Below are 320 nucleotides of genomic sequence, written 5' to 3'. Positions count from 1 at the left end.
CTGTAGGTGTAAATAGCAGAGCGATATTGAGTGCCTCTGTCATTACCTTGACGCATCCCTTGAGTGGGGTCGTGCTTTTCCCAAAATACTTGCAGTATCGTCGTTAAAGAAACCTGACTTGAATCGAAGATGACACGCACGATTTCGGTATGACCCGTTTGCCCAGAACAGACCTCTTCATAGGTTGGATTGGGCGTATAACCACCGGCATAACCGACGGATGTAGAGACAACCCCAGGGATATTCCAGAAAAGACGCTCCGCTCCCCAAAAACACCCCAAACCGAGTAATATTTGCTGGCAACTTTTTGCTGGTGGCAT

The 320-nt window shown here is 48.1% G+C and carries 1 protein-coding gene; it reads right to left on the bottom strand.

All coding sequences use genetic code 11. From position 1 onward, the window contains the following. On the bottom strand, positions 1-320 hold a 320-nt coding region (gene msrA / locus AB4585_RS29110), incomplete at both ends, for a peptide-methionine (S)-S-oxide reductase MsrA (RefSeq protein WP_372172285.1).

Source organism: Vibrio sp. 10N.222.49.C9 (assembly GCF_041474985.1).
In the GTDB taxonomy this organism is placed as follows: Bacteria; Pseudomonadota; Gammaproteobacteria; order Enterobacterales; family Vibrionaceae; genus Vibrio; species Vibrio crassostreae_C.
This window is presented reverse-complemented; position numbering and strand designations above follow the sequence as displayed.